This window comes from Rhodococcus sp. IEGM 1305 (assembly GCF_030058635.1).
GTDB lineage: Bacteria > Actinomycetota > Actinomycetes > Mycobacteriales > Mycobacteriaceae > Rhodococcus_F > Rhodococcus_F opacus_D.
In genome coordinates this window covers 1-24,965 of the sequence record NZ_JASHKX010000008.1, presented here as the reverse complement: position 1 = coordinate 24,965, position 24,965 = coordinate 1, and the positions used below count along the sequence as shown (strand labels likewise).

Here is a 24,965-nt window from a genome sequence, read left to right as displayed (position 1 = left end):
GCACATGAGCGAGATGGTCCCCGGGGACGACACTCGCCGCATCGCGCTCGTCGATCTGCTCGATCGGGTGCTCGGCGGTGGTGTCGTCATCACCGGTGAGATCACCCTGTCGCTCGCCGACGTCGACATGGTCCGGATCTCGCTGCGCACACTCATCGCATCGGTCAGCGCACTCGTCCCCGACCCGGTCGGGCCGGAGCCCGCCGATGACTGAACCCGACCCCGTCGATTCGGATGCACCGACCGACATCGGTCGCCGGGTTCTGCCGCAGCGAATCGACGCCGACCCCGAATCCGTCGAGAAGGGCCTGGTCACCCTGGTCCTGACGATCGTCGAACTACTGCGCCAATTGATGGAACGGCAGGCGATACGCCGAGTCGAGCACGGCGATCTCAGCGACGAGCAGATCGAACGCATCGGCACGACACTCATGCTGCTCGAGGAGCGAATGGCAGAGTTGCGTGAGCATTTCGATCTCATGCCCGAGGATCTGAACATCGATCTCGGACCGCTGGGGCCGCTGCTGTCGAACGAATAGTCCGGACTCACCGAGGTTCGATCAATGTTTGAAAGCGTTCTTGATCTTCTTGCCCGCGTCCTTGAACTTGTCTCCCATCTGCTTGGTGTTGCCCTTGGCCTGTTCCTTGCTCCCCTCCGCCTCGAGGTGGGCATTCCCCGTAGCCCTGCCGACAGCCTTCTTGGCGGCGCCTTCGGCGGTTTCGACCTTGTGCCGGATCTTCTTTCCCATGTTCATGACGACGTCCTGTCCTCCGCGATCGCTTCTGTTCTCCGAGATCACCAACTTCAGTCAACTCGCACACAGCGCCGCTGTCGAGAACCGCGATTGCATCGTCACCGTCGCAGCAACAACGCACTGTCTCCGAACTCGTGCCACAGGTAGCCACGTGCGAGCGCCTCGTCGTAGGCGCGACGGACGGCCTTCTCTCCCACCACCGATTCGAGCAGCATGAGATGCGACGCCCCCGGTGCGTGCCAGCCCGTGATCAGGCCGTCCACGACCCGGGTCGGCCTCTCCGCACTCAGAACCAGGCCCGTCCAGCCGGCGCCCGCCACCGCCATGCCGCCCGAAGTGGCCTCGGTCTCGAGCGCCCTGGTCACGGTGGTTCCGACCGCGATGACGCGGCCTCCGGCGGCACGCCGGTCGTTGACCAGCCGCGCCGTCTGCTCCGGCACCTCGAACCGCTCCGGGATCGGCGGTTCCCCTCGCTCCGGCGAGGAGACCCCCGTGTGCAGCAGGATCGGTGCCACCACCACCCCCGAGGTCACCAGGTCGGTAACCATCGGATGGGTGAACGGCCGGGCGGCGCTGGCCATCTCGGCGCTTCCACCGGTGTGGCCGAAGATCGTCTGGTACGAGGACAGGGGCCAGCGTTCGTGGACGTACGCGTAGGTGATCGGACGACCCGAGGTGGCGAGCAGTTCCGCGGCTACGTCCGCGATGCCGTCGATCGAGGCCCGCCACAACCTGGTCGACCCGAGGGGCCAGGGTTCCACGAGCGTCGCAACGACGCCGCGCGGCAGAACGATCCGCGCTCCCGCCGCGACCGTGTCGAGGGCGCCGGAGACCGGTCCCGGCGCTCGCACCTCGACCGCCCAGTCCCCGTCCTCGAGAGCGGTGGAGAAGTGCACGACCACAGGTCCGACCGCGTCGACGGTCCCGTCCACCGCCGCGGCCAATGTCGACGACGCGTTCACCACCACCACGTCACCCGGGCGGAGGAAGCGTGGCAGGTCGTGGAATCTGCTGTGTTCCAACCTGCCCCGGTCGGAGACCAGCAGTCGCACCGAGTCGCGCAGCAACCCCCGGCTCTCCGGTGGACCACTCGCCTCCAATCGCTGTGGCAGCACGAACCGGAACTCGGCCGCGGAGGTGGCCCGTGCACGCGTCACGACGACACCCCCGGGTTCGCTGCGACCGCGAGGTCCGCCGCACGGTACCGGCCGCTGGGTGGGCTCGTGTCGAGCAAACTCAGCAGCGCAGGAACCACGGTCTCCGGATCGGGCCGATCCGAGATGTCCTCGCCGGGGAACGCCGCCTGATGCATCTCCGTGCGCATGTCGCCGGGATCGAATGCATAGACCGCCAGGCCGGGTTCCTCCACCGCCAGCACCGCGGACGCGTGGTCGAGCGCCGCCTTCGCCGCCCCGTAACCGCCCCAGCCCGCATACGCCTCGACCGCGGCATCCGACGAAATGTTGATCACGGTCCCGCCCGCGTCCCGCACATGTTCGATCAGCGCGGCGATCAATGCGAGCGGGGCGAGCACATCGGTCGCGAAGACCTGCGCCAATGCGTCCTCCGGGTACTCGGCGAGGGAGGGCATCGGGCTGGGCCCGAGCGCGCTGGCGTTGTTGAGCAACAGGTCCAGTCGCCCCCGCGCCGCGATCTCGACGGCGATGCGCTCGCGGTGCCCCGGATCGGTCACGTCACCGGGGAGCGCGGTGACGGTGTGTGCCCGCGCGGCAACCCGATCGAGCGGTTCGACCCGCCTCCCGGTGACGATCACCTCCCAGCCGCGCTCCGCGAGCGCGAGCGCGCTCGCCCGTCCCAGCCCTGCCGATCCTCCTGTGATCAGCGCCGTCCTGGTGCCGTTCATCGCAGACTCCTTGCCTCCTGTGACATCTGCGACCATCGTGAAACCTAAAGTCCACTTCATGTCAAGGACGGCAGGCTACAGCTCGAATTCCTCCGGTGGCGCCGGGCGCCGGGCGTCGGGCCCCCGGACGTGCTGCCGACGTCTCACCGGGCCGACCCGCCCGTCGGCTGGATCCGCTCGATGGTCGCGAACCAGGCCGGTGCGCCGTTGTCGTGGAATCTCGTCTCGATCCGATCCGGTTCGATGGCGGCGACCTTCCATCCATCGCCGGGGTCGAACGCCGCTCTCAGCTCCTCCCGGCTGACGGGGTGCGGGCCGGTATCGGGACCAGCGTCGCTGAAGCACAACACATACACGGTTCCGCCGGGTTCGGTCACCGACGCCACACTCGCCACGTAGCGTGGTCGCTCGGCGGCGTCGAACGTGTGGAACAGTCCGCAGTCCAGCACGGTGTCGAACCGGCGCCCCATTCTGTCCAACTGGAACGCGTCGGCCAGCGCGAACTCGACCTCGATCCGACGGTCGTGGGCCTTCTCCCTGGCGATCGCCAGTGCCGTCTCGGCCACGTCGACGCCCAGAACCTGGAATCCCAGGGAGGCGACGTGAAGAGCGTTCTCGCCGGTGCCGCATCCCGCATCGAGCACCGCTCCGGCGAATCCGCCTTCGGATGCCACCCGCACGACCGCCGGCTGCGGCCGGCCGACATCCCACGGCGCAGGGCCCTCGTGGTACGACGCATCCCAGGGCCGTCCTGTCATGCGTTCGTGGCTGGTTGGCTGCCGACCGATGAACGGATCGTCGGCGAGGGGACCTGATCGCTCCGACACTTCGACGCCTCCCTGAAACGGATCGTGCCACCTAATCTTGGCACGGCACTGCGCGGTTCTCGACCCTCGACACCGCGACTGCTTGCCTCACCGACACGGTTAGATTGTTCGAATGTCTTAACATACAATCCAGATATGAGCACAACTATCGGAATCGTCGGGTACGGGCTGGGCGGCCGCTACTTCCATGCGCCGTTCGTCGAAGCGGCAGAGAGAATCGCACTGGGCGGCATCGTGACCCGCTCCGCCGCACGGGTCGCCCAGGCTGCCGCCGACTTCCCCGGAGTACCGGTGTTCTCGAGCCTCGGCGAACTCATCGACTCCGGCGTCGATGCCGTCACGATCACCACGCCACCGCAGACGCGGCGCGAACTCGTGCTCGAGGCAATCGGGCGTGGTGTGCACGTGATCGCGGACAAGCCGTTCGCGCCGGATGTCGAGACGGCCCGCGAGCTGGTAGCAGCCGCAGAGGACGCCGGCGTGCTGCTCAGCGTCTATCACAACCGTCGATACGACGCCGACATCCGTACCCTGAAGTCGGTGTTGCCGCGACTCGGCGACATCTGGCGTGTCGAGTCCCATTTCGACCTGGACGGTGCCGACACACTCGAAGCAGGCCCGACCGGTGGGTTGCTGCGCGACATCGGCGCACACGTCGTCGACCAGATGCTGTGGTTGTTCGGGCCGGCGGAGCGGGTCGACGCCCACCTCGATTACGTCGATCGGCCGGAGGGGCGCACCGACGCCGGCTTCGTCGTCAACATCGCTCACTGCAGCGGGGTCTATTCGAGCGTCTCGTCGAGCAAGGTCAACCATCTCGAGGGGCGGCGGCTGCGCGCGTTCGGCAGCGTGGGCGCCTATGTGGCGGACGGTACGGACGTGCAGGCACAGGCTCTCTTCGCGGGGGCGCGGCCCGTTGACGATCCCACCGGATGGGGTTACGAACGACGGGAACGGTGGGGCGTCCTCCACACAGCGGATGGCGCGGAAACGGTTCCGTCGCAGCGGGGTGCGTATCAGGACTACTACACGGAATTCGCGGCCGCCGTTGCCGGCAGCGGCACACAACCGGTGCCTGCCCGCACCGCGCTCGGCACCATCGCGGTGCTGGCGGCGGCGCGGGAGGCCGCGGAGAGCGGCAACACGGTCGTCGTGCAGTCCGTCGACTGACCGGAGGCGACTTCGGCAGCACTCGCGTCGGTTCAGGGCTCGCGTCGGTTAGGGGCTCAGGACGCGGAATCGAAAAATACGGCGACAGCCTTGCTGAACGGATGTGGTCGTTCCATGTTCGTCGCGTGGCCCGCGCGCGGAACGACGATCGACGCTCCGTTCGGTGCGAGTGCCGCAGCCGCTACGGCGTGTGCTGACGGCCAGTACTCGCTGTCGGAACCGGCGACGAAGAGCACCGGAATCCCGTCCACAAAGAACGTGTCGACCTCCTCCTGGTCGTAGCCGTAGAACCCGTACTCCCACTCCGGCGTATTGAGCATTCGCGGGGTCTGATCGACCACAACCGCGGCGCGAAGCCGCCCCGTGCCGTACGAGTCGACGTACGACCAGATCGTGTTTGCGCCCATCGAGCCTCCGATTATTGCCACTCGCTGCAGGTCGAGTTCCTCGATGAGCGCGTGCACGAATCCGGCGCGTGTCTGCATCGTCGTTCCGTGCGGCGTGGCCGGAGTCGTCCCGTGACCCGGCAGATCCACAGCGATGACGCGGTGGCCGGCCTCGATCAGCGACGGGATCTGATACCGCCACGACGTGGCGGGGGCTCTGAAACCCGCCAGCAACATCACGCTCGACGAGGAGCGGCGTCACCGTGCACGGTGTAGTCGATCCGCGCCCCGCCAGATTCGATGGAAGGCACTGCTTCTCCTATCCCCCAACAGTTCCCGGCTGACGCGCCGTGGTGCCCGCCTGCGGTCACTGCGACGGTAGTACGGACTCGGGAATCCATCCATGGAGAACATCTCCACCCCGGGACGGTTTCACTGTGGAACCAAAATTCCTGGACTGTCGGGTGTAACGTTCCGGGCCCTCGCAGACACCATTCGAGTAGCTGTGGACGTTGGGCCCACGCATTCGAACAGGACACTACGAAATGCACATCTCACTTCCCCACTCCGAGACTTCGCACGCGGCGAATCCGTCGGGCGCAGTGAACCGTCTCCCTCGAATCCCCCTGCGAAACCGGTTCGCCACGGCCGCCGTCGCCGCCGCGATCGCCGTCATCCCCCTCGGAGCCGCCACCACCATCGCGACAGCGGCCGAACACCCCGTGACGACAGTCGCCGCACCCACCATCCCCGGCGATCGTGGTGACCACGGTGACGGCCCCCGCCACGACCGACAACGCGACCAACGGCAAGAACGCCGAGACCAGAGCATGACGCTCGACGAACTCCTCGTCGGATGGAACAGCAGCCAGATCTACCAGATGTGATGACGCTTGACCGAGGACGGCACCAGGATTCGTCGTCCTCGGTTCCGCATGCCTTCCCCCATCAGCGTGGAGTGGATTCCGATCGTCGCTCGTAGCGCGAGCGAGCCAGGGCGTGCGCACGGCACAGCAACGCCCGCGTGACTTCGCCTGTGCGCGAGCCGGGGTCGATGACTGCCAGCCAGGCCAGTGAGCCATAGACGGGATGCGCGATGACGGTGTCGGGCGCACCGGCGTCGACGTCGGCGACGCCCTGCTCTCGCGGCGTGTGGCCGGTTGCCTCGATGAACGCCTCCTTCCCGGCACGGATGTTCACCCGGAACGCACCCGCGCGGTCCAGACCCGAACTTTCGTCGCCGGGGTAGTTCTTGGTGACGATGGTGGCGAAGGGCTGGGTCCTGTCGGGAACGATCCGATCCGGTGAGTAGTAGAAGAAGGCGTCACCCCAGCTGATCTCCGGCGAACCGTCGCCGGGGGCAGGCCTGAGCGTCAGAACGTCGCCGAGGCCTTCGACGAAGTCGATGATGTCGTCCATGGTCATAGCTTCCAGCGTTTCATTAAAGCGATTGTGGAGACCTCGACCAGCAAACGTAGGAGAATACGGTGCCAAGTCTCCAATCGCGTCATCTGCGGACCGTGGATGTCGCCCGGCGCGCCGGGTGCTCCGTGCAGCACGTGCGCAACCTCGAACGCGACGGGGTGCTGCCTCCCGCAACCCGCACAGCCACCGGATACCGGATCTACACCGACGTGCATGTGCAGTCCGCGCTCGCCTATCGGGAACTCGCCATCGGCGCCGGCCCGGTGGAAGCCAAACGGATCGTGCGCAGCGTGCACACGTGCCCGGCCGCGACAACGGTCGCCCTCCTCGATGCCGCACACGCCCGACTCCACACGGAACGAACCGAACTCGCGCTGGCGAAGCAGGCCGCCGAGCTGATCTCGACCGAGCCTGTCGACGACGTGCAGACATCCGACTGGATGAGCGTGAGTGAACTCGCCGTCGCCCTCGGTCTCCGCCCCTCCACGTTGCGGCACTGGGACGCAGAGGGACTCGTCGTCCCGGACCGGGACACACCCACAGGAGCGCGCCGATACTCCCCTTCGCAGGTCCGCGACGCTCGCGTCGTGCATCAGCTACGCAAGGCCGGTTACCGCATCACACCTCTCCACGCGGTCATGTCACAACTCGGGCACACACCCGGATCGGGTGCCATCGGCGCCGCGCTCGCTGCCCGCGACCAGGCCACCACGGCCCGCTCCCGAGCCTTGCTCGACGCAACCGCTGCCCTCACCGTGCTCCTCGCACTCCGAGATGGGGTGGTCAGTGCGCGCGCGACAACACCGCCACCAGAAAGTCGGAATCCTCGCTGAACGGGCGCAGATCCCACGTCGAGAACAGCAGATCCGCCGTGAGACCGCTCGCCTGCGAATCCGCGAGGAATTGGGAGAACTCGTAGCCCCGGTCGGCGCCGAACCCCACAACCACTCGGCCGGTCGGGGCGAGATGAGCGGCGAATCCCGTCAGCACCGCCTCCCGGGTCGACGGCGCCAGGAAGGTCATCACGTTGCCCGCACAGACGATGACCTCGAAATCGGCGGTCACCCCACGGGCCGGCAGATCCAACTCCGCGAGATCACCGACCAGCCACGTCGGACCGGGGTGATCCTCCTCCGCCACGGAGATGAGCACCGGATCCACATCGACACCCACCACGACATGACCGGCATCGTGCAAGTAGCCGCCGAGACGGCCCAGTCCGCACCCCGCGTCGAGTACCCGACCGCCGCGGCCGAGCATCGCATCGACCAGCCGCGCCTCCCCCACGATGTCCTTGCCCTGCGCCTCCATGGCACGGAACCGCTCGACGTACCACATCGAATGCCCCGGGTCGGCTGCTGTGATCTCCTCCCACTGGCTGGGGATGCGCTCCTCGGGGGTGCGTGCACTCATTACCGATTCCTCCTCGATCCGGCCCGCTCGGCGAGCCACTGCAACCGTATGCGACACCACCTCGGCACCCACCCGCAGCCCAAGGGTGTTGCGCCGACGCGACAGTCTCGATCAGCGGGATGCCGGGGCCGACGCGGCCGGTACTCCGAGGAAGATCGAGCCATGCCCGAGTCCGTTCCCGACCGCGTCGAGATCACCGACCGCCTGCACGTCGTGGCCGACCTGCTCGACACGAAGGACTGGCCGGGGCTCGCGGCGACGCTCACCGACGATGTCGTGGCCTATGGGCGGGCGGGGCCGGTGGACGTGGTCGCGCGCGTCCGCTCCCACCTCGACGTCTGCGGCGCCACCCAGCACCTGCTCGGCAACATCCGCGTCGACGTCGACGGTGACGGGGCGCGCACTCGATCCTATTTCCGGGCGTTTCACGTCGGCCTCGGCGAACGCGCCGACGCGACGTACGAATGCCTCGGCGAGTACCGCGACGAATGGCGACGCGGACCGTCGGGCTGGTTGCTGGCCGGGCGGGTGATCGACGTCCGCGCCGAGATCGGCGACCGCGGTGTCATCGCGCCCCTGAGCTGAACCCCGTCGACGGCTCAGCTGTGGTCCCCGCACACCGCGGATGCCGGGTCCGGTGCGCAGATCTGCTGCCAGGTGTAGAAGCCGGAGTTGACCACGACGTCGAGGTTGTCCTTCGTGATGTTCTGCACGGGCAGGAACACCGTTGGCACGGCCATGTACTGGTTGTCGATCGTGCCGTTGACCATCTCCTCCGAAATGCCGTCACCGTGCAGGATCGACGTGGTCAGCTGCGCCGCGACCTTCGCCTGATCGGACAGGTTCTTGAAGATCGTGTTGTCGAGGGTTCCCTGTGCGATCAGTTGCAGCGCAGCGAGATTGGCGTCCTGTCCGCCGGTGACCGGGATCCGCCCGGCGAGCCCGCGGCCTGCCAGTGCCGCGACGATTCCGCCTGCCAGGTCGTCGTTCATGGTGACGAACAGCGCGATGTCGTTGTTCTCACGGGCCAGGCATTCCTCGGCGAATGCCTGACCTCCGGCCGGGTCCCAGTCGTCGATCGCGGTCTCGCAGACCACGCGGATCTTGCCGCTGTCGGCGAGCGGCTGCAGATACTCGTCCTGACCGAGCCGAAATTGACGGGTTCCGTATTCACCGAAGTTTCCCTCCACCCGGGCGATCTTCACCCCGTCGCCGGGCATCGCGGCGATCAGATCCGCGGCGCGGCTCCCCTGCCGTCGGCCGACCTCGAGTGGATCGAAGATCACCTGAACGTCTGCCGGTCCACCGACCGCGTCATGGTCGTAGAGCACCACCGGAACGTTCGCCTCGCCGGCGGCGGTCAAGGCTCCACCCGAGAACCTCGCGTCCGTGGAGATCAGCACGAGCACGGAAGCGCCCTCCGCGATCGCCGACTCGACCTGGCTCTGCTGACGGGCGGGATCGCCCTCGGCGTTGCGAACCGTGACCGCCGCCTCCGGCGCGAACAACTCCAGGAAGTCGGTGAACAGGGGTTCGTCTCGCTCCACGAATCGGGTGGTCGTCGTGTTCGGCAAGAGAAAGAAAACCTTCTCCGGTGCCTCGTCGCCCTGCGGCGCAGGGGCCGCGCAGGACCCGAGCGCCACCGCTGCGACCGCGGCCGCGACGGAGAACGCGCGCACCCTTCGCTTCATGAGCTTGTCTTCACGAGCCGTGACCTCCAGCGTGATCGTGCCCAGTCTGGAGGTACCCGCGGGCGAGGCAGGCTACTCGCGCGCGTCGATGCTTTCGGTGTTTTCCGACCGTGATCGGCGCACACTGAGTGCAGGGATGAGGAGGAGAAGGTGTTCCACCAGGACAGCGGCACCGTATCCAAGGGAGATCGTGACACTTCGCCTGCCGACGAGCATCTCCTGAACGAATCCCTTCTCGTCGAACCCGAGGTCCGCCGGCGCCCCTGGCGCGAATTCCTCGCGTCGACTCCCGGACGCCTGTCCCTCCTCGCCGTCGTCCTCGTCGCGGTGGCGCTGACGGCCGGTCTGGTGACGTCCGCCGTGGTCGCCGCACGGCAGCAGCGCATGGAAACCCTTCGCGCCCACACCGAACCGCTGGCGGACGCCGCGCAGAACTTGTTCAGCTCGTTGTCGATCGCCGACGCGGCAGCGACGTCGTCGTTCATCGCGGGTGCCATCGAGCCGCTGGCGGTGCGCGATCGGTACAACCAGGCGATCGGGGACGCGTCGAACGCGCTCGTCACCGCGTCGTACGGCGTCACCTCCGGCGACGTCGAATCGCTGAGACTGCTCACCGAGATGTCGCGGCACGTCGCCGTGTACACGGACCTGGTGGCGACCGCCCGCTCCAACGACGCCGCGGGAAACCCGGTCGGGGTGGCGTATCTCGGAACCGCTTCGGCTCTCATGCAGGACACCATCCTGCCCTTGGCCGAACGCCTCTACAACGACCAGGCCCGAGCTGTCGCCGACACGCAATCCCACACCGCCCGGCTGCCCGCCACCGCCATCGTGGTCGCGTCGGCCGGGGTCGTCGTCCTCGCCGTCGCGCACGCGTACGTGGCGCATCGAAGCCGTCGCCGAATCAATCCCGGACTGGCGTGCGCGACGGTCCTGCTGGCTGCACTCGTCGTGTGGATCGTGGTCGCCGGGCTGTTGTCGACGTCGGCGAGCGAACGCGCCCGGATCAACGGCGCCGAACCCCTCGCGGCGGTCACGAAGGCGAGGATCCTCGCCCAGCAGGCCCGCGCCGACGAAACCCTCGGACTTCTCCGGCCGGGTTTCGATCCGGCGGGGAGCGATTACGCCCGGCACACGGACGCGCTCTCCGCGATTCTGAACTCGGACGCGTCGCGGAACACCGTTGTCGCACCGACGATCGCCGATGCGTCCGCCGCGTTCGACGGATGGCGGAGCGCGCACCGGGATCTGCAGCAGAAGCTCGCAGACGGCGACTACCAGGGCGCGGCGGACGTCGCGGTCGGTCCGGGATCGACGGCATCGACCGCCCGGTTCCGGGCCCTCGACGAATCGCTCGAAGACGCCATCACCGCTCTGCGCACCGAGGAACTCGACGCGATGCGGGAGTCGTACCGAACGATGGCCGCGCTCGCCGTGGGCGGCATCGTGCTCGCTGTTGCCGCAGCGCTCGCCGTCGTCGCGGGGATCGAGCCCCGAGTGAGTGAGTACCACTGATGGTGCGACCACACCCGGAACGGCGACCGCGCTTCACCCGGCTGCTCGGGAGCCTCGTGCTCGGAGCTGTCCTGATTGCCGGCTGCGGCGCCCCCGATGCACCCACCCCGAGGTTTTCCGGAGACTTCACGGAGTTTCCCCTGTCGGCCGGCGCCCAGCTCATCGCACCGTCCGACACGCCGCCGCAGGACACAGAGACGTCGGCATGCGCAGCCCCGGCCAGTCTCCGCCCGGGGACTCCGAGCCTCGGCGGCGCGCTCGGCGATATTCGTGCCCGCGGCACCGTGGTCGTCGCGGTCGATCAGAACACCAACCTGTTCAGCTTCCGCGACCCGACCACCGGCACCCTCACCGGATTCGGCGTCGACCTCGCTCGGGAGGTCGCACGTGATCTGCTCGGCGATCCCACCAAGGTCGAGTTCCGTCCGCTCGGAACCGATGACGGTGCCGAGATGCTCGCCCACCGTGACGCGGACATGGTCGTGCGTCCGGTGGCCCTCTCCTGTGAAGGTCCCCAGGACTTGACGTTCTCCACGGTGTATCTCGAGGCCTCCCGCCGGCTCGTGGTGCGGGACGGGTCGGGTATCGCCGGTCCGGCCGACCTTGCCCGGCGACGGGTCTGCACGCACCACGACCCGGCGTCGGTGTCGGCGCTGACGCGCATCGCCCCCAAAGCGACGATCCTTGCGGTCCCCGACTGGGACGACTGTCTCATGGCCGTCCAGCAGCGGCAGGTCGACGCGGTCGCAGGCGCCGCCTTCCTCGCCGGCCTCGTCGCCCAGGATCCGAATCTCGAAATCGTTGGTCCCGAAACAGATTCCGCCCGATACGCCATCGGCCTCGCTCCCGGAAACGACGACCTCGTCCGGTTCGTCAACGGCACACTGGAACGACTGCGCACAGACGGAACCTGGACGGCCCTCTACGACCGGTGGCTGTCGTCGCTCGGCCCGGCACCCGGACCGCCGGCGCCGGAGTACCGGGACTGACCGACCCCTCAGACGGCGGTCCACCACGTCCGGTTCAGCTCGGATCGTCGTCGGCAACGGTCTTGGGCAGGCCGGTCCCCATCGGGTCGAGCAGGGCGGTGGTGCGCGAACCCCATCGCTCGTGCGCGGATTGACGGGTCATCCCGGCGGCCTTGCCGATGGTCGCCCACGTCGCCCCCTGAAAGCGCAGACCGAGAACGGTTTCGATGCCGTCCAGGCCGGCAGCGAGCTGTATACGAAGACTCAGTAGGTGCCAGGCCAGGGTTCGCTGGTGGGGAATGTCCGTGCCTTGCTCGGCGTCCCAATCCGCCGTGCCGGGAAGCGGCCCGGTGCCGATGATTTCGTCGGCGTGACGGCTTGCTTCGGCGGCCGCAGCCGTTATCACCGCGCGAGCAGCGGCGTCGATATCCGCACTGACGGCGCGTTCGACAAGTTCCATGACTACCTCCCATTTCTGTCAGGTATAGCCTGACAGGCAGTGGACGTGGCGTCAAGAATTACCTGACACGGGGTGGCGCACGCGGAGCAAGCCGACGTGCCACCGGGTGCTCGGATCGATCGACTCGACGACGAAGAACAGATGGTCCTCAGCATAAAACCCGACGCGCCGAGCAGCGGCCGGGGAGTGGACGACACGACCCGCAGAGGGCAAGCAATTCGAGGCCGAGTTCGACACAGTGTTCACTCGGGCCGTCGAGAAGGTTCGCCGCCTCACCTGAACCCTGTCGATCCCGCACGGAGCAGCGCTGCGAGATGAGGGATGTCGGTGGCTGAAATATCCCAGCTGCCTGTTGGCGCGAGGTCATCGGTCTGGTGCGGTCCGTGTTCGACGGGCCGGAGAATGAACGCTGTAGCCAGTCCTGTGGCGTGAGCGGCTTCGAGGTCGTCGTTGTGGGCGGCGGCGAGCATGACTTCACCCGGGTCAAGACCGAGGAACTGTGCTGTCTGCAAGTAAGCCTGGGGATCGGGCTTGTATTTCCGGTTGATGTCGGAGCCGATGATCACGTCCCACGGGATTCCGGCGTTCTTGGCCATGTCGAGCAGAAGTGAGGTGTTGCCGTTCGAGAGCGGGCCGATGATGTACTCCGCCTTGAGTGCCGTGAGACCTGGCACGCTGTCGGGCCAGGGGGTGAGCACATGCCAGGCGCGCGCGAGCTCGTCGAGCTCTCCGGCATCGTGATTCGTGGGGTCGATGCCCGATTCGCGGAGCACGAAGTCGAGGTTCTCGCGGTGCAAGATATCGAGAGTCACGAACTCGCGGGTGCCGGAAAGGATCGGGTCCATCGACGGCTGGTAGCGGGCGCGCCACCGGTCGGCGAATGCCACTGCGTCCACCCCGAGCTGATGGCGCGCCGCGTAGTCCGCGACAGCGGTGGCGATACCGGTGCGCCAATCGACAACGGTGCCAAAGGTATCGAACAACACGGCGCGAACATTGCGTCCCGTCGACGGGGACCGGAACGGCACACCAGCCATGGGCGTCCTCTCGACTCGAACGTACGACGTGGCATCAGGATAGTGCCGTCATGCAAGGTCGTCGGCGAATCGAGCGGAGCGCCCGTGGTGAGCGTCCGCTTCAGTACCGGGAGTAGTGCTGTCCACTCACCTGGTCACCGGCGCAGATGCACTTACGTTCGAGGCTTCGCGCCGAGGTCACGGCACAGAACCGAATCCCGAGCTCGTCGTGGGAATCCGCGCTGTGTGGGCATGCCGTGCACGACGCCTCCGATTCCACCACCAGCGCGGAGTTCGGAGACTCGGACACGAGGAAATTGGACACATCAGTCGGGTTCGACGCCATGGCGGCGCTCCAGTTCTCGGCCTTTCGACTGCAGGCCGGTGTGGGCGCCGAGGACGACATGGCATGACCGCGCATATTCGAATAACCCTCGACAACCACCACGCTACCCCCTCACGGCCCAACCCCGCCGCGTCACCATTTCGTGACCTCGCCAGACGCACGCGTCGACCGACTGATCGGGCGGGCACCCTCGGCAGGGACTGAGGGCGGCACGAACCACGGCGGGCGGGGGCATTTCCGCAGGTACAGGACATACTGGTAGTAACGGACCTGGTCGTGCCCGCGATATAGATCAGCTAAGCCGAAAACGTCCGACCCCAGAGGCAATCGCCGTTGGTTGCCGTCGGGAGGTTCTAGTAAGTGGATACCAGGAACAGGAGCGACGCGACCGCTCGCAGTCGTCCCAATGTCTTCCCGCTGACTCCCGCGCAGCGCGGAATCTGGCTGGCCCAGCGCCTTGCCCCTGACGTCCCGAGGTGCATCGCACAGTACGTCGAGGTGCGCGGCGCCCTGGACCTCGCCGTCCTCGACGAAGCCTCGGTGACCGCGGGCCGCGAGTTCCAGTCGGCGTTCCTCCGGGTGTTCGAGATCGACGGGGAGCCGTTCCAGACCGTCGACCCGACCCTTGACCTGTCGACCGGATTTGTCGACCTCGGTGGTGCGGACGATCCCATCGCAGCCGCTCACGCGTGGATGACGCGGGATTACACGGCGCCGCTCGATCCCACCCGGGACCGGCTGGCGACGTCGACGGTGTTACGAGTCGGTAACGATCACTACTTGTGGTACAGCAGAATTCACCATATCGCGCTGGACGGGTACGGAGCGATGACGCTCATGAACCGGATCGCCGCGCTGTACACCGCCCGCGTGGAGGACCGGACGCCGGAACCTGCCGGTGCCGCAGATCTGCGCACCCTTCACCGCCTCGACGAGGCGTACCGGCCGTCGACGCGCTACGAGTCCGATCGCGCCTACTGGCGGGAGCACCTCGCCGGCCGCCGTACCAACTCGAGCCTGTCCCCGACGGTGGCACCCGCCGTCGCGGAAAGCAGCCTCGAGACGGCCACCTTGTCTGCGTCCGCGACGGAGCGACTGGACAGTTCCGGCGAACGGCTCGGTGTGCCGCCGGCGACCGTCGTGATCGCCACCTTCGGCACGTATCTGGCCCGGATGACCGGACGGGACGACGTGCTCGTCGACCTCCCGGTGTCGGGCCGCACGACCGTGCTGCTGCAGCGATCGGGCGGGATGCTCGTCGGACTCGCTCCATTGCAGGTCTCCACCGCACCCGACGACACGGTGGCCACTCTCACCCGCCGGGTACACCACGAAATTCTGGGTGCTCTTCGTCATCAGCGCTTCACGCTGGAGGACATCCGGCGCGAGACGGACGCGACGGACTCGCTGTCCGGGCCGATGGTCAACGTCATGCTCTTCCGCCCCCGGATCCGGTTCGGACCGCTCACCGGAGACTTTCACGTGGTCACCTCAGGACCGGTGGCGGATCTGCTGGTCAATGTGTACCGCACCGCCGCTGCCGGGCGGATGGTCGTCGAGTTCCGCGGGAACCCCCACCGCTACTCCCGGGACGAATTGGCTCGTCACCTTCGGTCGTTCGTGGGCCTCCTCGAGGAGTTCCTCGCGGCAGATCCCGGCGATCCCGTGGCAGGGGTGCACGCGGAGACCGCACACGAAGGTGTGCGGAGTCGCAGGCGCACAGCAGATCTGGACTACTGGCGGACGATGCTCGCCGACCTGCCCCACGACACGCCTCTTCCCCGCGACTACACGCGCCGCGCAGGTACCGTCGACAGGCTCCGCGAGCACGTCGAGGCGCACGTGACCGCGGACCTGCATCACCGGATCGAGAACCTCGGACGGGACTGCCCGTTCGCCGCCTACACCGTTTCGCATGCGTCCCTCACGACACTGCTCGCTCGTCTCGGCGGAGTCCGCGACGTCGTCCTCGGGACACCGGCGGGCGCACGCGGATGGCCCCTCCTTCTGCGCACGAGGGTCGACGGCACGGAATCGTTCATCGAACTCCTCGAGCGCACACGCACCACCGAACTCGGTGCGTTCACGCACGCCGACGTCACCTTCGACGAGGTCGCCGCCGCGCTCACGTTTCCAGCACCCTCCACGGGCCGGCAGCCGTTCCACGTCGCGTTCGACGTGCAGGCCGGCAATCACCCGCACGAACCCGATAGCCGGTCCGACGAAGCCGCCGACCTCTGGATCCACATCGTCGAACGCCCCGGTCGGGCCGGGCTCGACCTCCGACTGACCTTCGCGCGGGAGTTCTTCGAGCCGTCGACGATCCGCGGATTCGCCGACCGTCTGGTCCGCGTGCTCGACCAGGTCACGGCACACCCCGACATCCCGGTCAGGGATCTCGACCTGTTGAGTTCCGCCGAACGGCGCCGGCTCGTGCCCGCGCGCGGCGATCCGGGAGTTCCGCCGCGCACGCTGCCCGACCTCCTGGTAGATGCGGCGCACCGCGACCCCGACGCGATCGCCGTCGTCGACGCTGCAGGTGGCGGCATCGGCGTCACGTACCGCCAGCTGGACGACGACTCCACCCGGCTCGCTCGCCTTCTCCTCGCCCGGGGTGCCGGCCCTGAAACAGTAGTCGCCCTCGCGCTCCCGAGATCCGCTGATCTCGTCCGCGCCGTGTGGGCGGTCGCGAAGTCGGGGGCCGCCTTCCTGCCCGTCGATCCCGGATACCCCGAAGCCCGCATCACGCACATGCTCACCGATTCCGGTGCGACGCTCGGGGTCACGGTCGGTCGTCACCGGGACGACCTACCCGGTGTCATCGAGTGGATCGAACTACACGACCGTCACGTCGAGGACACCCTCTCCGAGCGCACCGACACACCGGTCGGCGACGCCGACCGCCCCCGACCGCTGCGGTCGGACCATCCGGCCTATCTCATATACACGTCGGGATCGACCGGCGTCCCCAAAGGGGTGGTCGTGACCCACCGCGGGATCGCGAATCTGATTGCCGCACAGATTGAAGGGCTCGACGTGCCGCCGACCGGGCGGGTGGCCCAGTTCGCGTCGCCGAGCTTCGACGCCTCACTGTTCGAGCTGCTCGCGGCTGTCGGATCCGGTGCGCGCGTGGTGATCGTCCCGCCCGAAGTGGTCGGGGGCGCGGAACTGGAGCGCATACTCACCGAGCATCGGGTCACCCACGCCGTACTCACGCCGACCACCCTCGCCACGCTCGATCCCCTTGGCGTGCCAACCCTGTCGCATCTCACCGTCGCCGGCGAAGCCTGCCCGCCTGAAGTCGCGTCGACATGGACGGCGGGTCGCCGCGTCGTCAACGCCTACGGGCCCACCGAGGGGACGATCATGGCGACCCTCAGCGCACCTTTGGTGCCGGATGAGCCGGTCACCCTCGGACCACCGGTGCGCGGGTTCGAGGTCGTCGTGCTCGACGACCGGTTGCGCCCGGTGCCGCCGGGAACCGTCGGCGAGCTGTACCTCGCGGGCCCCGGCCTCGCGCGCGGCTACCGAAACCGTGCCGGACTCGATGCCGCCCGTTTCGTGGCCGCGCCCTTCGGGTCGCCGGGGACGCGGATGTACCGGACCGGCGATCTCGTGCGATGGTGCGTCCGGGACGAGGAGGATCCATCCACCGCCCCCGACCTCACCTACGTCGGGCGCAGCGACTTCCAGGTGAAGGTCCGCGGTTTTCGCATCGAACTCGGTGAGATCGAGGCAGTCCTGCGGGCCGACCCGAGCGTGGGGTTCGCCGTCGCAACTGCCGCGACCGACCCGCGCACGCGAGATGCCGCGGTGATCGCCTACGTTCACCCGACCGAAGGGCGGCGCGTCGATGTCGGGGAGGTGCACCGTCGGCTCGCGCGCACACTGCCCGCGCACATGCTCCCTGCCGCGGTCGTCCCCCTCGACGTCATTCCGCGCACCCCGAGCGGCAAGCTGGACCGTGCCGCACTCCCGGTGCCGACGTTCGCCCCGCGGAGCGGCGCCGGCCACCGCCGGCCACGCACGCCGACGGAAGACACGATCGCGTCGGTGTTCGAGACCGTGCTCGGTGTCGCGGGTGTCGGTGCAGACGACGACTACGTCGATCTCGGCGGAGGTTCCCTGGCGGCGACCCGGGTGGTAGCACGGCTGAGTTCTGCGCTGGAAACGTCGCTGGATGTCCGCGACCTCTTCGAACACCCGACGGTCGCCGCACTCGCCGATGTCGTCGAGAGCCGGCGCGGCGATGGCTCCGAGCGGCCTCCCCTCCGCCGGTTCCCCCGTCCCGCCAGGATTCCGCTCTCCCCGGCCCAGGAACGGATGTGGTTCGTCAACCAGTACGACCCGCACTCCCCGGCCTACGACATTCCGCTGGTCGTCCGGCTCACCGGGCACCTCGACGTCGGTGCCCTCGTCGCAGCGATCGCAGATATCGTGGAACGGCACGAGTCGCTCCGCACGGTGTACCCGGCCTCGGACGACGGACCACATCAGGTGATCCTGCCCGCCGAACGGGCGCAGCCCCGGGTCGAGACCGTGCGGGTCGACAATCCGACCGACCTCGACGCACACGTCGCCCGGGCCGCGGCCGCGCCGTTCGACGTCACCGTCGATGCGCCGCTCCGAGCGTCTCTGTTCACGATCGGTGGCACCGACCACGTGCTGGCCCTGGTGATCCATCACATCGCGGCCGACGGTGCGTCGGCTGGTCCGCTCGCTCGTGACCTCTCCGCCGCCTATCGTGCCCGGGTCGACGGACGCGCCCCCGCCTGGGAACCGCCGGCAGTCCAGTACGTGGACTACGCCTTGTGGCAACACGCAGTGTTGGGTCGGCCCACCGATCCCGACAGCCTCGCGTCGCGGCAACTCGACTATTGGAGTGAGTCGCTCCGGGGATCGCCGCCCCCTCTCGCGCTGCCGACCGACCATCCCCGCCCACAGCGGCGGTCCCTGCACGGCGACCGAGTGGACTTCCACCTGCCTCCGGAGCTGCATGCCGGCATGCGGGCACTGTCCCGAACCTGCACGTCCACACTCTTCATGACGTGTCACGCAGCGCTGGCAGTCGTGCTCGCCCGGCTCGCCGGCACCTACGATGTGAGCATCGGCACCCCGGTCGCGGGACGTGGGGAGCCCGCACTCGACGACGTGGTGGGCATGTTCGTCAACACGCTCGTGCTGCGCACCCACATTGATCCCGAGGCGGGCTTCGCGGACACCATACGCACCGTGCGGGATGTGGACCTGGGGGCGTTCGCTCACGCCGACTATCCGTTCGAGAAATTGGTGGACGCCCTCGAACCCGAACGCACGGACAGTCGTTCACCGTTGTTCCAGGTTCTCCTCGAGTTCCAGAACGTCCTGCCGGCCGGACACGAGGCGCGGGAGCTCGACCTGCCCGGGCTGCGCGTCGCGGCCGTCGGCTACGACCCGAAGATCTGTAAGTTCGACCTGCAGGTGTGGCTCAGTGAACGCCGCGATGACGGCGGGGCGCCGCAGGGAATCGACGGCGGAATCGTATACGCCACCGACCTGTTCGACGAAGAGACGGTGCGTGGGCTCGCCGACCGACTCGTCCGCGTCCTGAAGATCGTGACCACGGAGCCGGACACCGTGGTCGGGAACATCGACCTGCTCACCGACCGGGAACGTGACGTCGCCCTCCGTTCGTGGACCGCGCCGGACGAATCGGGCCCCGCGACGACTCTGCCCGAGGAATTTGCCCGGACGGCGGCACGGCAACCAGACGCCGTCGCGCTGTCGTTCGCGGGTGACACACTGTCGTACGGCGAACTCGCCGACCGGGTGAACCGAATCGCCCGGCTGCTCCACGACCACGGAGCGGAACCGGAACGCCTCGTCGCCGTGGCGATTCCCCATTCGATGGACTACGTCGCCGTCACACTGGGCGTGCTCGCGGCAGGGGGCGTGTGTCTACCACTCGATCCCGGATGGGCGTCGCCCACGCAACTCTCCCGGACGATCCCCGACGTCGACGCCGCGATACTTGTGACGACATCCGCTGTGGAAGAACATGTTCCCCACGGTCACGTTCCCACCCTCGTCCTCGACGCGCCCGGCACCGTCGCCGACCTCGCGCGCAGGTCGGGGCACCCCCTCGCCGCCGTCGACGTCGGCGCCGGTCCCTGCCCGGACTCAGCCGCCTACGTCCTGCTCACACGCGGGTCGACCGCGCTACCGAAACCGGTATCAGTGACTCACCGTGCAGTACTGTCGGCACTGGCACGTCCCGCCGTCACGGCCGGCGAGGTCTGGGCAATGGTCCCGACCTTCGCACCGGGCGTCACCGTCCTGACCCCGTGGAGCGCATTCCTCCACGGAGGTCGGCTGGAGGTGGTCGACGACGCTACTGCCTCCTCACCGTCCGCGCTGGCCGACCTGGTGCACCGCCGCGGCGTCACCATGCTCGCCCAGACCCCGGCCGCGTACGAGCACCTGTCCCGGGCAAGGGAATCCGCACCCGGGGCAGACGAGCTTCGCTCGGTCCTGCTCACCGGTGACCCCGTCGGCGCCGCGGTCGTGGCTGCCCCCGAAGTCGTCGCCGTCTACGCGTCCGTCGAGACCGTGTGGTTCGCCGCAGCCACGGATCTCGCACCGGAATCCGGTGCCGACCGGATGGGGTACCTGCCCGGGCCGGGCCGGAGATTCGCGGTTCTCGACGACCGCCTTCAGCCTGTCCCGCCCGGCGTCGTCGGCGCGTTGTACATCGGTGGACCCGCACTGGCTCGGGGCTACCACTGCCGGGCCAGTGCGACGAGCACCCACTTCGTGGCGAGCCCCTTCGGCCCGACCGGCGAACGCATGTTCCGCACCGGCGATGCCGCTCGCATCACGCCGAACGGAAGCCTGAACATTCTGTGGCGCCGCGATTTCCAGACGGAACTGCGCGGATACCGAATCCCGCTCGGTGACATCGACACCGTCCTCACCGCGCATCCGCAGGTCGCGAACGCGGTCACCGTCGACCACACCCCGCGCGCCGGACAACCCGCCCTTGTGACGTATGTCGTGCCGGCACCCGGATCCGCGCCGGCCATCTCCGATATCCGCGCCCACGCCGCGATGATCCTGCCCCCGCCCTGGGTGCCGGGCACGGTCGTCGTCCTCGACCGACTGCCCGTCACCGAGACCGGGGACGTCGACCTCGACGCCCTTCCCGTTCCCGAGGAACTCCGGCACTCCCCCGTCTACCACGCCCCGGCCACCCCGACCGAGAGGACGGTGTCGAAGGTGATCGCCCAGGTTCTCGGCATCGGTGGCGTCGGTGTCGACGACAACTTCTTCGAACTGGGTGGCACGTCCCTCGACGCGGCAAGAGTCGTCGCCCGAATCGACTCGGCGTGCGGGACCCGACTCGGGATCCGTTCCCTGTTCGAGGCGCCCACGGTGCGCGGACTCGCCGCCGTGCTCGACGCGAGCGAGGTGCACCCGGATCGACCCGCTCTGGGCCCCCGGGTCCATACCGAACCTGCACCGGTGTCGTTCGCGCAGCGGCGGATGTGGTTCGTCAACCAGTTCGACGTGACGTCGGCCGTCTACAACGTTCCGATGGTGGTCCGGCTGACGGGTCGCCTCGACGTCGCCGCGCTGCGCGCTGCCCTCCTCGACGTCCTCGTTCGGCACGAACCGTTGCGGACCCTCTATCCCTTGACCGACACCGGACCGGTGCAGGTCGTCGTCCCCGCCGAGAGCGTGTCGGTCGATCTGGCGCCGATTCCCGTGGCCGATGCAGCGCAGGTATCCGGCCCCATCGACGAAGTTGTCGCCGAGGGGTTCGACGTCACGGTCCGTCCGCCGGTTCGCGTCCGACTGTGGCAACTCGACGACCGCGACCACGTCCTGGCTGTCGTCCTGCACCACATCGTCGCCGACGGGGCATCGCTGGTCCCCCTGGCGCGCGACCTCTCCACCGCCTACACCGCGCGCCGCGCCGGCCGCGCTCCCGTGTGGGAGCCGTTGCCCGTGCAGTTCTCGGACTTCTCGGTGTGGCAGCGGGAGGTCCTCGGGTCCGTGACCAACCCGGCGTCGCCGGTGGCACGGCAACTCGACTTCTGGCGCACGGCGCTCGCGGATCTTCCCGAACGGTTGGAGTTGCCGCTGGATCGGCCGCGTCCCGCCACCGCGTCGTACCGGGCCGCAGCGGTGCCGTTCGTGATGCCCGAGACGACGTATCGCCGGCTCGTCGACTTCGCCGGTTCCCACCACACGACGACGTTCGTCGTGATCCACGCGGCCCTGGCCGTGTTGCTGTCCCGGCTCGCCGCCACCACGGACGTCGTCGTCGGGTCGCCGACCGCCGGCCGCGGCGAACAGGCGATCGATCCCCTGGTCGGTATGTTCGTCGGCACTCTCGTTCTGCGCACGACCGTCGATCCGGCGTCACCGTTCGGTGCCGTCGTGGCGGCGGTGCGCGATGCCGATCTGGCGGCTTTCGCGCACGCCGACATTCCGTTCGAAACCCTCGTGGACGAACTTCACCCACCACGTTCGGCGGCCAGTCATCCGTTGTTCCAGGTAATGCTGTCGTTCCAGAACATCGAGCCGCCACGCCTCGCGCTGCCCGGCCTCGAAGTGCATGTCGCGGACCTCGACCCCCGAGTGTCGCCGTTCGACCTGAATGTGGTGTTGCGTGAACAACCGGCCGAGGAAGGTTCGGTGACAGGTATCAGCGGGCAGATCGTCTATGCCACCGACCTGTTCGACGCCGGCACGATCAGTGCATTCTCCGGCCGGCTCCTTCGGGTGATCACCGCAGCAGTGACAGATCCCGAGGCGGTGGTAGGTGACATCGACATCCTCGACGACGCCGAGCGCGGGCTCGTCCTCGACCGGTGGAACGCCACGGCCCACGACCTTCCGGCCGCGACGATAGTGGACCTGTTCGAGGCACGGGTCGCGGCGGCACCCGATGCACCGGCCGTTCGCTGTGAGGATCGAATCCTCACTTACGCCGAACTCGACACCTGGTCGACCCGCCTGGCGCGCTCCTTCCTCGTCCGCGGGATCGGCGCCGAATCCATTGTGGCCCTCATGCTCCCGCGATCCTTCGAGATGCTCGCCGCGATGTACGCGGTGGTCAAGTCCGGTGCTGCGGTGCTCGCCCTCGATCCCGGCCACCCCACCGACCGCCTCGAATCACTGATCGACACCGCGTCGGCGGCTCTCGTCGTCACCACCGCCGACGCCGACCTACCCGCTCCGGCCGGGGTTCCGGTGGCGCGGTTCGACGACATCGACCGCGAGGCCCGAGACGCCGCACCGGTGACCGACGCGGACCGGGGCGCACCACTACACCCCGACAACCTGGCCTACGTGGTCTACACATCCGGCTCGACCGGCACACCCAAAGGGGTGGCGGTATCCCACGCGGCAATCGCGAACCAGCTGGCCTGGTCGCAGGCTCATCTGCCGCTACACGAGCGTGACCGCACCGTGCAGAAGGCGCCGATCGCCTTCGACGTCGCCCTCTGGGAGTGTTTCGCGGCTCTCTGTTCAGGAAGCATCCTGGTCCTCCTGCGCCCGGATCGGCAGCTCGACCTCGACTATCTGTCCGGCCTCCTCGACGACACGCAGATCACAGTGGTGGAGTTCGTGCCCTCCCTACTCGACGTGTTCGTCAACGATCATCGGCACTCCTTCCCCACGTCCCTGCGCCGGGTCCTGACCGGGGGTGAGGCGATCAGTGCACGGACGGCGAGCAGCGTGCTTGCGCAGGGTGTCCGCCTCGGCAACATGTATGGTCCCGCGGAGGCGGCCGTGACAGCGACGTACCACGACGTCGCAGCCGACCAACCTGCCCCCGCTGTGCCCATCGGGTCGCCGGTGTGGAATACACAGGTGTACGTCGTCGACGGCCGGCTGCACCCCGTCGTCCCCGGGGTGACCGGCGAAATGTATCTCGGCGGAGCTCAGTTGGCGCGGGGGTATCTCGGCAGGCCCGGGATCACGGCCGGTCGGTTCGTCGCGAATCCGTTCGGCGTCCCCGGCTCCCGCATGTACCGAACCGGAGACCTTGCCCGCTGGAACCCCGATGGACAGCTGGACTACCACGGCCGCACCGACTTCCAGGTTCAGCTGCACGGCTACCGCGTCGAGCCCGGCGAGGTCGAATCCGCCCTCCTGCGTCACCCCGGGATCTCGCAGGCCGTGGTAGTGCCGCGAGCCGATCGCAACGGCGCACACCATCTCGTCGGATACGTCGTCCCCGTCCCCGGCATCGACGTTGCAGAGGAGGAACTGCTCGACCACACGAGGTCACTTCTTCCCTCGCACATGGTTCCGTCCGCGGTGATCTCACTGTCCACGCTGCCGTTGACGCCCCACGGGAAGGTAGACCGGAACGCACTCCCAGCCCTCGACTTCACGACCCGCGCCGCGGAATTCCGCTCGGCTGGAACAGCTGTCGAAGAGTCGTTGGTCGCCCTCGTCGGCGACGTGCTCGGCCTCGAGTCCGTAGGCGTCGACGACTCGTTCTTCGCGCTCGGTGGCGACAGCATCATGGCCATCCAGTTGGTGGCACGCGCGAAGACCGCCGGGCTGGCACTCACTCCGCGGGATGTGTTCGAGTACAGGACGATCGCCCGGCTCGCGCGCGCGATCTCCACACGGCCGGAGCCGAGCGCGGTCCTCTCCGAGCTTCCGGGCGGAGGGATCGGGTCGTTCCCGCTGCCACCGGCAGCGCGGTGGTTGCTCGAGCGCGGCGGCAACCTCGACACGTACTGCCAATCGGTCCTGCTCACCGCGCCACCCGACCTGGACACCGACACCCTCACCGCCACCGTGCAGACAGTCCTCGACCACCACGACATGCTCCGAGCCCGACTCCGGCGCGGAACAACGGACGAAGACACGGTGTTGGAGGTCCTGGCCGCCGACCAGGCTCCACGGGTCGCGTCGCTGATCCGCCGGGTCGCACTCGATGATCCGGCCGACCTGAAGGGCCGGGCCGAGGTCGAGTCCCTTGCTGCCGCCGCACGTTTGGATCCCGAAAACGGGATCATGCTCCAACTCGTCTGGCTCGACCCCCGCACCCAACCCGGACACCTCCTCCTCACCATCCACCACCTCGCCACCGACGGCGTCTCCTGGCGCATCCTCATCCCCGA

Annotated in this window: 20 protein-coding genes; 9 read left to right on the top strand and 11 right to left on the bottom strand. The window is 68.1% G+C overall.

What is annotated here, in order from left to right:
* Positions 1–4: 4 nt before the first annotated feature.
* Positions 5–214, top strand: a complete 210-nt coding sequence (locus QM693_RS15105; protein ID WP_283332522.1) for a gas vesicle protein — start codon at positions 5–7, stop codon at positions 212–214.
* Positions 207–539 carry a gas vesicle protein K gene (locus tag QM693_RS15100; protein WP_280784487.1) on the top strand — a complete coding sequence of 111 codons (333 nt, stop codon included), beginning with the start codon at positions 207–209 and terminating at the stop codon, positions 537–539. The genes QM693_RS15105 and QM693_RS15100 overlap by 8 nt, the downstream gene beginning before the upstream one ends.
* A 21-nt stretch (positions 540–560) precedes the next feature.
* Here QM693_RS15100 and QM693_RS15095 read toward each other — a convergent pair whose 3' ends face one another.
* The 4 genes from QM693_RS15095 to QM693_RS15080 form a co-directional block, all read right to left on the bottom strand.
* Positions 561–755, bottom strand: coding sequence for a CsbD family protein (locus tag QM693_RS15095; RefSeq protein WP_280784488.1), 195 nt, complete (start codon positions 753–755; stop codon positions 561–563).
* A 98-nt stretch (positions 756–853) separates the two neighbouring features.
* A complete protein-coding gene (locus QM693_RS15090; RefSeq protein ID WP_283332524.1) occupies positions 854–1,912 on the bottom strand; it encodes an S-adenosylmethionine:tRNA ribosyltransferase-isomerase in 1,059 nt (352 codons plus the stop codon).
* Positions 1,909–2,619, bottom strand: a complete 711-nt coding sequence (locus QM693_RS15085) for an SDR family NAD(P)-dependent oxidoreductase (RefSeq protein WP_280784490.1) — start codon at positions 2,617–2,619, stop codon at positions 1,909–1,911. Before QM693_RS15085 ends, QM693_RS15090 begins: the two co-directional genes overlap by 4 nt.
* 143 nt (positions 2,620–2,762) lie before the next feature.
* Entirely contained in the window at positions 2,763–3,377 is a 615-nt protein-coding gene (locus QM693_RS15080; protein ID WP_283332526.1) for a class I SAM-dependent methyltransferase, read from the bottom strand.
* 204 nt (positions 3,378–3,581) lie between these two features.
* Here QM693_RS15080 and QM693_RS15075 point away from each other — a divergent pair, with 204 nt between their 5' ends.
* Positions 3,582–4,616, top strand: a complete 1,035-nt coding sequence (locus QM693_RS15075) for a Gfo/Idh/MocA family oxidoreductase (protein WP_283352760.1) — start codon at positions 3,582–3,584, stop codon at positions 4,614–4,616.
* A gap of 56 nt (positions 4,617–4,672) precedes the next feature.
* Here QM693_RS15075 and QM693_RS15070 read toward each other — a convergent pair whose 3' ends face one another.
* Positions 4,673–5,239 (bottom strand): alpha/beta fold hydrolase, encoded by a 567-nt coding sequence (locus QM693_RS15070; RefSeq protein ID WP_283352824.1) that lies wholly within the window; start codon positions 5,237–5,239, stop codon positions 4,673–4,675.
* Between the two features lie 365 nt (positions 5,240–5,604).
* On the opposite strand from QM693_RS15070, the gene QM693_RS15065 reads away from it, so the two are divergent.
* Positions 5,605–5,889 (top strand): hypothetical protein, encoded by a 285-nt coding sequence (locus tag QM693_RS15065; protein WP_283332529.1) that lies wholly within the window; start codon positions 5,605–5,607, stop codon positions 5,887–5,889.
* A gap of 61 nt (positions 5,890–5,950) precedes the next feature.
* On the opposite strand, the gene QM693_RS15060 is transcribed toward QM693_RS15065, so the two are convergent.
* Positions 5,951–6,427 (bottom strand): DUF6194 family protein, encoded by a 477-nt coding sequence (locus tag QM693_RS15060; RefSeq protein WP_283352759.1) that lies wholly within the window; start codon positions 6,425–6,427, stop codon positions 5,951–5,953.
* A gap of 62 nt (positions 6,428–6,489) precedes the next feature.
* Here QM693_RS15060 and QM693_RS15055 point away from each other — a divergent pair, with 62 nt between their 5' ends.
* The gene (locus QM693_RS15055; RefSeq protein ID WP_283352758.1) at positions 6,490–7,260 is read left to right on the top strand and encodes a MerR family transcriptional regulator; all 771 of its coding nucleotides are present in this window, start codon (positions 6,490–6,492) and stop codon (positions 7,258–7,260) included.
* Here the strand turns inward: QM693_RS15055 and QM693_RS15050 are convergent.
* On the bottom strand, positions 7,211–7,840 hold the full coding sequence (locus QM693_RS15050) for a class I SAM-dependent methyltransferase (protein WP_283352757.1): 630 nt from the start codon (positions 7,838–7,840) through the stop codon (positions 7,211–7,213). The genes QM693_RS15055 and QM693_RS15050 overlap by 50 nt on opposite strands.
* A 162-nt stretch (positions 7,841–8,002) precedes the next feature.
* Between QM693_RS15050 and QM693_RS15045 the strand changes: the two genes are divergently transcribed.
* On the top strand, positions 8,003–8,425 hold the full coding sequence (locus tag QM693_RS15045) for a nuclear transport factor 2 family protein (protein WP_283352756.1): 423 nt from the start codon (positions 8,003–8,005) through the stop codon (positions 8,423–8,425).
* A 14-nt stretch (positions 8,426–8,439) separates the two neighbouring features.
* Here the strand turns inward: QM693_RS15045 and QM693_RS15040 are convergent, their stop codons facing one another.
* The gene (locus tag QM693_RS15040; protein WP_283352755.1) at positions 8,440–9,531 is read right to left on the bottom strand and encodes a substrate-binding domain-containing protein; all 1,092 of its coding nucleotides are present in this window, start codon (positions 9,529–9,531) and stop codon (positions 8,440–8,442) included.
* A 150-nt stretch (positions 9,532–9,681) separates the two neighbouring features.
* Between QM693_RS15040 and QM693_RS15035 the strand changes: the two genes are divergently transcribed.
* A complete protein-coding gene (locus QM693_RS15035) occupies positions 9,682–11,046 on the top strand; it encodes a GlnX family signal transduction membrane protein (protein WP_283352754.1) in 1,365 nt (454 codons plus the stop codon).
* Entirely contained in the window at positions 11,046–12,035 is a 990-nt protein-coding gene (locus QM693_RS15030) for a glutamate ABC transporter substrate-binding protein (RefSeq protein WP_283352753.1), read from the top strand. Before QM693_RS15035 ends, QM693_RS15030 begins: the two co-directional genes overlap by 1 nt.
* 34 nt (positions 12,036–12,069) lie before the next feature.
* Here QM693_RS15030 and QM693_RS15025 read toward each other — a convergent pair whose 3' ends face one another.
* The 3 genes from QM693_RS15025 to QM693_RS15015 all read right to left on the bottom strand — a co-directional run bounded on the left by QM693_RS15025 (position 12,070) and on the right by QM693_RS15015 (position 13,800).
* The gene (locus QM693_RS15025) at positions 12,070–12,474 is read right to left on the bottom strand and encodes a hypothetical protein (RefSeq protein WP_280784502.1); all 405 of its coding nucleotides are present in this window, start codon (positions 12,472–12,474) and stop codon (positions 12,070–12,072) included.
* A gap of 272 nt (positions 12,475–12,746) precedes the next feature.
* On the bottom strand, positions 12,747–13,511 hold the full coding sequence (locus QM693_RS15020) for a haloacid dehalogenase type II (RefSeq protein ID WP_283352752.1): 765 nt from the start codon (positions 13,509–13,511) through the stop codon (positions 12,747–12,749).
* A 100-nt stretch (positions 13,512–13,611) separates the two neighbouring features.
* Complete coding sequence (locus QM693_RS15015; protein WP_283352751.1) at positions 13,612–13,800, bottom strand: RGCVC family protein; 189 nt, start codon at positions 13,798–13,800, stop codon at positions 13,612–13,614.
* Positions 13,801–14,196: 396 nt separating this feature from the next.
* Here QM693_RS15015 and QM693_RS15010 point away from each other — a divergent pair.
* Positions 14,197–24,965 (top strand): non-ribosomal peptide synthetase (locus QM693_RS15010; protein ID WP_283352750.1); only part of this gene is annotated, 10,769 nt, incomplete at its 3' end.

Bases quoted from the DNA above. Each gene is read 5' to 3' on its own strand.
- QM693_RS15105 (WP_283332522.1), top strand. From the start codon at position 5: ATGAGCGAGATGGTCCCCGGGGACGACACTCGCCGCATCGCGCTCGTC.
- QM693_RS15095 (WP_280784488.1), bottom strand. From the start codon at position 755: ATGAACATGGGAAAGAAGATCCGGCACAAGGTCGAAACCGCCGAAGGC.
- QM693_RS15080 (WP_283332526.1), bottom strand. From the start codon at position 3,377: ATGACAGGACGGCCCTGGGATGCGTCGTACCACGAGGGCCCTGCGCCG.
- QM693_RS15040 (WP_283352755.1), bottom strand. From the start codon at position 9,531: ATGAAGCGAAGGGTGCGCGCGTTCTCCGTCGCGGCCGCGGTCGCAGCG.
- QM693_RS15075 (WP_283352760.1), top strand. From the start codon at position 3,582: ATGAGCACAACTATCGGAATCGTCGGGTACGGGCTGGGCGGCCGCTAC.
- QM693_RS15045 (WP_283352756.1), top strand. From the start codon at position 8,003: ATGCCCGAGTCCGTTCCCGACCGCGTCGAGATCACCGACCGCCTGCAC.
- QM693_RS15070 (WP_283352824.1), bottom strand. From the start codon at position 5,239: ATGTTGCTGGCGGGTTTCAGAGCCCCCGCCACGTCGTGGCGGTATCAG.
- QM693_RS15085 (WP_280784490.1), bottom strand. From the start codon at position 2,619: ATGAACGGCACCAGGACGGCGCTGATCACAGGAGGATCGGCAGGGCTG.
- QM693_RS15025 (WP_280784502.1), bottom strand. From the start codon at position 12,474: ATGGAACTTGTCGAACGCGCCGTCAGTGCGGATATCGACGCCGCTGCT.
- QM693_RS15050 (WP_283352757.1), bottom strand. From the start codon at position 7,840: ATGAGTGCACGCACCCCCGAGGAGCGCATCCCCAGCCAGTGGGAGGAG.
- QM693_RS15060 (WP_283352759.1), bottom strand. From the start codon at position 6,427: ATGACCATGGACGACATCATCGACTTCGTCGAAGGCCTCGGCGACGTT.
- QM693_RS15030 (WP_283352753.1), top strand. From the start codon at position 11,046: ATGGTGCGACCACACCCGGAACGGCGACCGCGCTTCACCCGGCTGCTC.
- QM693_RS15100 (WP_280784487.1), top strand. From the start codon at position 207: ATGACTGAACCCGACCCCGTCGATTCGGATGCACCGACCGACATCGGT.
- QM693_RS15020 (WP_283352752.1), bottom strand. From the start codon at position 13,511: ATGGCTGGTGTGCCGTTCCGGTCCCCGTCGACGGGACGCAATGTTCGC.